The organism is Burkholderia sp. HAN2018 (assembly GCF_024704855.1).
In the GTDB taxonomy this organism is placed as follows: domain Bacteria; phylum Pseudomonadota; class Gammaproteobacteria; order Burkholderiales; family Burkholderiaceae; genus Burkholderia; species Burkholderia cepacia.
In genome coordinates this window covers 1-5,403 of the sequence record NZ_QOBB01000343.1, presented here as the reverse complement: position 1 = coordinate 5,403, position 5,403 = coordinate 1, and the positions used below count along the sequence as shown (strand labels likewise).

Sequence of the window (5,403 nt, the reverse complement as noted above, 5' to 3'; positions counted from 1 at the left end):
GCGCGTGAGCGGCACGAGCGGCGGCAGCGCGAAGCCGAGCAGCAGCACGAGCGCGGCGCCCACGCCGATCAGCGCCGGCCACGGCGTGGGCGGCGGCAGCACCACGTCGATCAGTCCGCCGAGCGCGGCCAGCAATGCCCAGTGACCGCCGTAGCCAAGCACCGCGCCTGCGGCGCCGGATACGATGCCGATGCCGGCGAATTCGAGCGCGAACAACGCGCCGAGCGTGCGGCGGCTCACGCCGAGACAGCGCATCGTCGCGCAGCCGTCGAGGTGGCGCCGCATGTAGCGCTGCGCGGCCATCGCGATCGCGACCGCCGCGAGCAGCGCGGTGAGCAGCGCGACGAGCGTCAGGAAGTGGCGCGCGCGATCCAGCGTCTGCCGCACCTGCGGCTGGCCTTCCTGCAGCGACTCGAGACCGGCACCGCGCAGCTTCCCGCCGTCGACGCGTGCGTGCGCATACGCTTCGAAGCGCGCGACGGCCTGCTGGTCGCCGGCAACCAGCAGCCGGTACGTGACCCGGCTGCCGTAGCCCGTGAGCCCGGTCGCGGCGAGTTCGTCCGCGCGCATCATCAGCCGCGGCGAAAAATTGACGAACGAAAACCCGCGATCGAGTTCGCGGGAGATCGATGCGGCGACCTTGAACGTGCGCAACCCGACGCGCACCGTATCGCCCGCCTTCAGGTGCAGCGCATCGAGCAGCGCCGGATCGGCCCATACGGTGCCCGGCGCGGGAATCCCGGCCACCTTCTGCGAGGCGGAGGCACCGGCCGGCAGGATCTCGACCGCGCCGCGCAACGGATATCCGGGAGACACGGCCTTCACGGCCGCGAGGCGCGACGGCGCCGCGTCGGACGCCTGCCCGCCCGTGGCGGACGCGATCATGCTCGGGAAGATCGCGGTCGTCGCGGTACGCAGGCCGAGCGCGCGAGCCTGCCGGTCGAACGACGGATCGACGGGGCGATCGGCCCGCACGACGAAATCGGCGCCGAGCATCTGGCGCGCGTCGCGCTCGAGCCCCTGGCGCAGCCGGTCGGCGAGGAAGCCGACGCTCGTCAGCGCCGCGACCGCGAGTACCAGTGCAAGGACGAGCAGCGTCAGTTCGCCCGCGCGCCAGTCGCGCGCGGTCATGCGGGCAGCCTGGCGGATCAGGTCGCGCAGGCCGAAGCGGCCGGCATGCGCACGCATCTCATGGCCGGGTTGCCCGGCGGGCGGCTGCGCCGCGTGTTGCCGCCCCTTCAATCGCGCTTCCCCCCGATCGAGTTCAGCCGCGACACCATGTGGTTCGCCATGCCGCGAAAGCCGCCCGAGACACCCCGCCACAGACGCGGGAGCGCCCACGCGGAAGCCGCGATGAAGGCGGCGAGCAGCACCAGGAAGGCGAGCGGAACGAAGAACGCGAGCACGAGCCCGCCGACCACGAGGCCGTCCTCGGTCGACGATGCGACCCAGTTCGAAATCGGTTCGGGAGACAGGTTGATCAGCGCGCGCGTGCCGGCCTTCGCCACGTGCGCGGCACCGGCGAGCGAACCGCCGGCGAGCCCCGCGACCGCAAGCACGGTCGGATCGGCATGGCCGAGCGCGCCGGCCGCGAGCACGGCGCCGGCCGGAATGCGGATGAAGGTGTGCACGGCATCCCACAGCGAGTCGAACGCGGGGATCTTGTCGGCAAGGAATTCGGTGACGGTGAGCACGGCCGCGGCGCCGATGACCCACGGGGACATCAGGACGGCCAGCGTGTCGGGCAGGTGCAGCCAGCCGAACCTCGCCAGCAGGCCGGCGATCAGCACCGTCAGGTACAGGCGCAGGCCGCTCGCCCACGCGAGCCCCGCGCCGAGCGAAATGGCTTCGATCATGGCCCTCTCCTTGCACTTTCCGTGCGCTTTGCCGATTGATCGGATCGGGTCGGACAGACCGGCCGCGTGGCGCGTGGCGACCGGCACCGCGTGCCGCGAGAAGCACGACGGTATTCAAGCCCGAATGCGTTCCATTATAGACAGGCCGGACGGGCGGCCGGCGCAATTCCGCGGCGCGGCACCCGGGCACGGGCGCACCCGGATGCGGTCGTCAGGCCGCCGACGACAGCTTGAGGCCGATCAGCCCCGCGACGATCAGCGCGGCACTCGCGACGCGGGCGACGGTCAGCGCCTCGCCCATCATCACGATGCCGAACACGAACGCACCGACCGCGCCGATGCCCGTCCACACCGCGTACGCGGTGCCGAGCGGCAACTGGCGCATCGCGACCGCGAGCAGCCCGAAGCTGGCCAGCGCCGTCACGATCGTAAACACCGACGGACCGAGCTTCGTGAAGCCGTCCGACGATTTCAGGCCGGCCGCCCAGGCCACTTCCAGCAAACCGGCAATCAACAACCATACCCACGCCATCCCGACGTACTCCGTATCGGATGGGGCCGTCCCCGTTGAAGCGAATGTCCCGGGGTCGTCCCCGGGCGGCGCCGAGTATAACAAGATGCTTACGGACACGCCGGCGGCCGGCCGGGGGCGCGACCGGCCGGGCTCGGTCAGTTCGAGACGCGCTTCGGCGTCGCGCCGCCGACGCAGCGGTCGTCGCGGTACAGCGCCCACTCCTCGCACACGCGGCCATCCTTGAACACGCACATGCCGACCTGCCCGCTCGACAGGTTGCGTACCGTGTGGTGGCCGCCGAGCTTGGTGCAATTGACCGATGCGGGATTGGCCGCCGCCTGCTGGGACGACGGCGGTTGCTGCCCGGGCGGCAGCGGTTGGGCGAACGCGCCAGACGCGGCAAGCGCCAGCGCACAGATGACGACCAGACGGACGGACATTGCACGCTCCTCGTTTTCGTTCGCGGAGCGGTCAGGATAACGGGGAATGAGCGCCGGGTGTGCAACGCGCGCGTCGGCCGCGGGACTGTCGCGCCGACGCAACCCTGCCGGCGCGCGACGTCACGCGCACGTGCGCCGCCGCGGCCCGGACGGGCCCGTCATGCGGCGCCGACGAGCCGGTATCCGACGCCCGTCTCGGTGACGATGTACTCGGGCTGCGCCGGGTCGCGCTCGAGCTTCTGGCGCAGGTGCGCCATGTAGATGCGCAGGTAGTGGTGGCTTTCGACGTGCGACGGCCCCCACACGTCGCGCAGCAGCTGCCGGTGCGTGAGCACGCGCCCCGCGTGGCGCACGAGCGTGGCGAGCAACCGGTACTCGAGCGGCGTCAGGTGCACGATCTCCCCGTCGCGCCACACCTGGCGCAGCGCGAGATCGACCGTCACGGTGCCGAAGCTCACCTTCGGCGACTCGTTCGCGCCGCCCTGGTTGCGCCGGCGCAGTTGCGCGCGGATCCGCGCGCGCAGTTCGGACACGCCGAACGGCTTGGTCAGGTAATCGTCGGCGCCCGCATCGAGCGCCGCGACCTTCTCTTCTTCCTGCGTGCGCGCCGACAGCACGATCACCGGCACCTCGGACCAGCCGCGCAGTTCGCGGATCACGTCGAGGCCGTCGGTATCGGGCAGGCCGAGGTCGACGATCACGAGATCGGGCTTGCGCGTCGCCGCGTCGATCAGCCCCTGCTTGCCCGTCTCGGCCTCGAACACCGCGATGTCCTCCTCCTCGAGCGCGGCGCGCACGAAACGGCGGATCTGCTTTTCGTCCTCGATCAGGACGACGGTCAGGCTGGGTTCACTCATGGTCTGGCAATGACTCGGATGGGGACGACGCACCCGGCACCTCGGGTTCGTCGTCGGATACGGCAGGCGCGGCCGGCGGCGTCTCGACCGGCAGCGTGAACCAGAAGCGCGCGCCCGTCACGTGGCCGTCGGGCGCGGTGCGGTTGAGCGCGCCGATTTTACCGCCGTGCGCCTCGACGATCGCGCGGCAGATCGCGAGGCCGAGCCCGATGCCCGGCGTCGCCGATTCCTTCTCGCCGCGCGTGAACTTGTCGAAGATCCGCGTTTCCATGCCGGCCGGCAGGCCCGGGCCGTGATCGTCGACATGCACGCGCACGAACGGCAGCCCGTCGTCGGTCACGCGCTCCGCGCCGATCTCGAGCGGCGTATCGGGCGGCGTGTACTTCGCCGCGTTCTCGAACAGGTTGGTGAACAGGCGCTCCATCAGCACCGCGTCCATCTGCAGGAGCGGCAGGTCGGCCGGCAGCACGACACGCGCGGGATGGCGCGACAGCACGCGCTTGCATGCGGCAAGCGCCGCGCCGACGGTTTCCTCGAGCAGCGACCACTGGCGCTTGAGCTGCAGGCTGCCGGCCTGCAGCCGCGCCATGTCGAGCAGGTTCGTGACGATGCCCGTCATCCGCAGTGCCTCGTCGTGAATCGCATCGACGAGTTCGCCCTCGCGCTGCGCGAAGCGCTCGGCCGCCGCGGCGTCGCCGCCCTGTGCGGCCGCGCGTCCGTTCGCGAGCATCGACGAGAAACCGACGATCGTCGTGAGCGGCGTACGCAGGTCGTGCGAGATCGCCGACAGCAGCGAGTTGCGCAGCCGCTCGGATTCCATGTTGACGAGCGCGTCGCGCGCGATCTCGACGTAGTGCACGCGTTCGAGCGCGAGTGCGATCTGCGCGGCGAATGCGTCGAGCATCCGCTGCTGCTCGGGCACCTCGAGTTCGCGCGGTTCGCGTGACGCGACCGCGAGCACGCCGCGCGTGCGCATCGGCGCCTTCAGCGGCAGGTACAGCGCGACCGTCGCGGGCAAGGTATCCGTGCCGCGACCGGCCGGCTTCTGCTGGTCGTATACCCACTGGCCGACGTCGCTGTCGAGGTCGGCGCCCGTCAGCGTGACGGCCGCGTCGGGCTCCTCGATCTTCTGCCGCACCTTGTCCGCGCTGTCGGGCAGCAGGAACGCGACGCGCGCGCGGAACACCTCGCCCACGTGACGGCTGCCGATCTCGACGATCTGCTCGGTCGTCAGCGCCGCGCCCAGCTCGCGCGCCATCGCGTAGATCGCGCCGGTGCGGCGCTCGCGGCGCTGCGCGACGCTCGCCTGGCGCGTCAGCGTCGACGTCAGGTGGCTGATCACGAGCGACGTCAGCAGCATCCCGAAGAAGGTCAGCAGGTATTGCGTGTCGCTGACCGAGAACGACATGCGCGGCGGCACGAAGAAGTAATCGAACGCGGCCACCGACAGGAACGACTGCAGCACGCCCGGGCCGCGCCCGAGCCGCACGGCCGAGAACACGACGCCGAGCAGGTACAGCATCACGAGGTTCGTGAGGTCGAGCCGCTCGGACACGAGGCTCGCGACGACCGTGATCGCCGCGCAGATCGCGGCAGCATATGCGTAGTGCCGCGGCGGCGAGCGATGCGTGCCGAACTGCGCGAACGCGTCGCGCCAGTCGCGTGCACGCGCGTCGAGCGGCGCGGCGCGCGCCTCGTCGCTCGCGGACGCACGGATCAGCATCAGGTCGACGTCG

General features: G+C 71.1%; 6 protein-coding genes. All 6 read right to left on the bottom strand.

Annotated elements, in window-relative coordinates; translation table 11 throughout:
* Window positions 1-1,323: ABC transporter permease (locus DPV74_RS38745; RefSeq protein WP_240440099.1), on the bottom strand; the 1,323-nt coding region annotated here is incomplete at its 3' end.
* Window positions 1,239-1,856, bottom strand: coding sequence for a DUF4126 domain-containing protein (locus DPV74_RS38740; protein ID WP_021161113.1), 618 nt, complete (start codon window positions 1,854-1,856; stop codon window positions 1,239-1,241). The genes DPV74_RS38745 and DPV74_RS38740, both read right to left, overlap by 85 nt.
* Window positions 1,857-2,067: 211 nt before the next feature.
* Window positions 2,068-2,388 carry a quaternary ammonium compound efflux SMR transporter SugE gene (gene sugE / locus DPV74_RS38735; protein WP_021161112.1) on the bottom strand — a complete coding sequence of 107 codons (321 nt, stop codon included), beginning with the start codon at window positions 2,386-2,388 and terminating at the stop codon, window positions 2,068-2,070.
* A 137-nt stretch (window positions 2,389-2,525) separates the two neighbouring features.
* Window positions 2,526-2,810, bottom strand: coding sequence for a DUF333 domain-containing protein (locus DPV74_RS38730; protein ID WP_119339102.1), 285 nt, complete (start codon window positions 2,808-2,810; stop codon window positions 2,526-2,528).
* A gap of 158 nt (window positions 2,811-2,968) precedes the next feature.
* A complete protein-coding gene (kdpE, locus tag DPV74_RS38725; RefSeq protein ID WP_027786844.1) occupies window positions 2,969-3,667 on the bottom strand; it encodes a two-component system response regulator KdpE in 699 nt (232 codons plus the stop codon).
* On the bottom strand, window positions 3,660-5,403 hold a 1,744-nt coding region (locus DPV74_RS38720; protein ID WP_119339101.1), incomplete at its 5' end, for a DUF4118 domain-containing protein. The genes DPV74_RS38720 and kdpE, both read right to left, overlap by 8 nt.

Coding starts and splice junctions, on each gene's coding strand:
- DPV74_RS38740 (WP_021161113.1), bottom strand. CDS start 1,856: ATGATCGAAGCCATTTCGCTCGGCGCGGGGCTCGCGTGGGCGAGCGGC.
- sugE (WP_021161112.1), bottom strand. CDS start 2,388: ATGGCGTGGGTATGGTTGTTGATTGCCGGTTTGCTGGAAGTGGCCTGG.
- DPV74_RS38730 (WP_119339102.1), bottom strand. CDS start 2,810: ATGTCCGTCCGTCTGGTCGTCATCTGTGCGCTGGCGCTTGCCGCGTCT.
- kdpE (WP_027786844.1), bottom strand. CDS start 3,667: ATGAGTGAACCCAGCCTGACCGTCGTCCTGATCGAGGACGAAAAGCAG.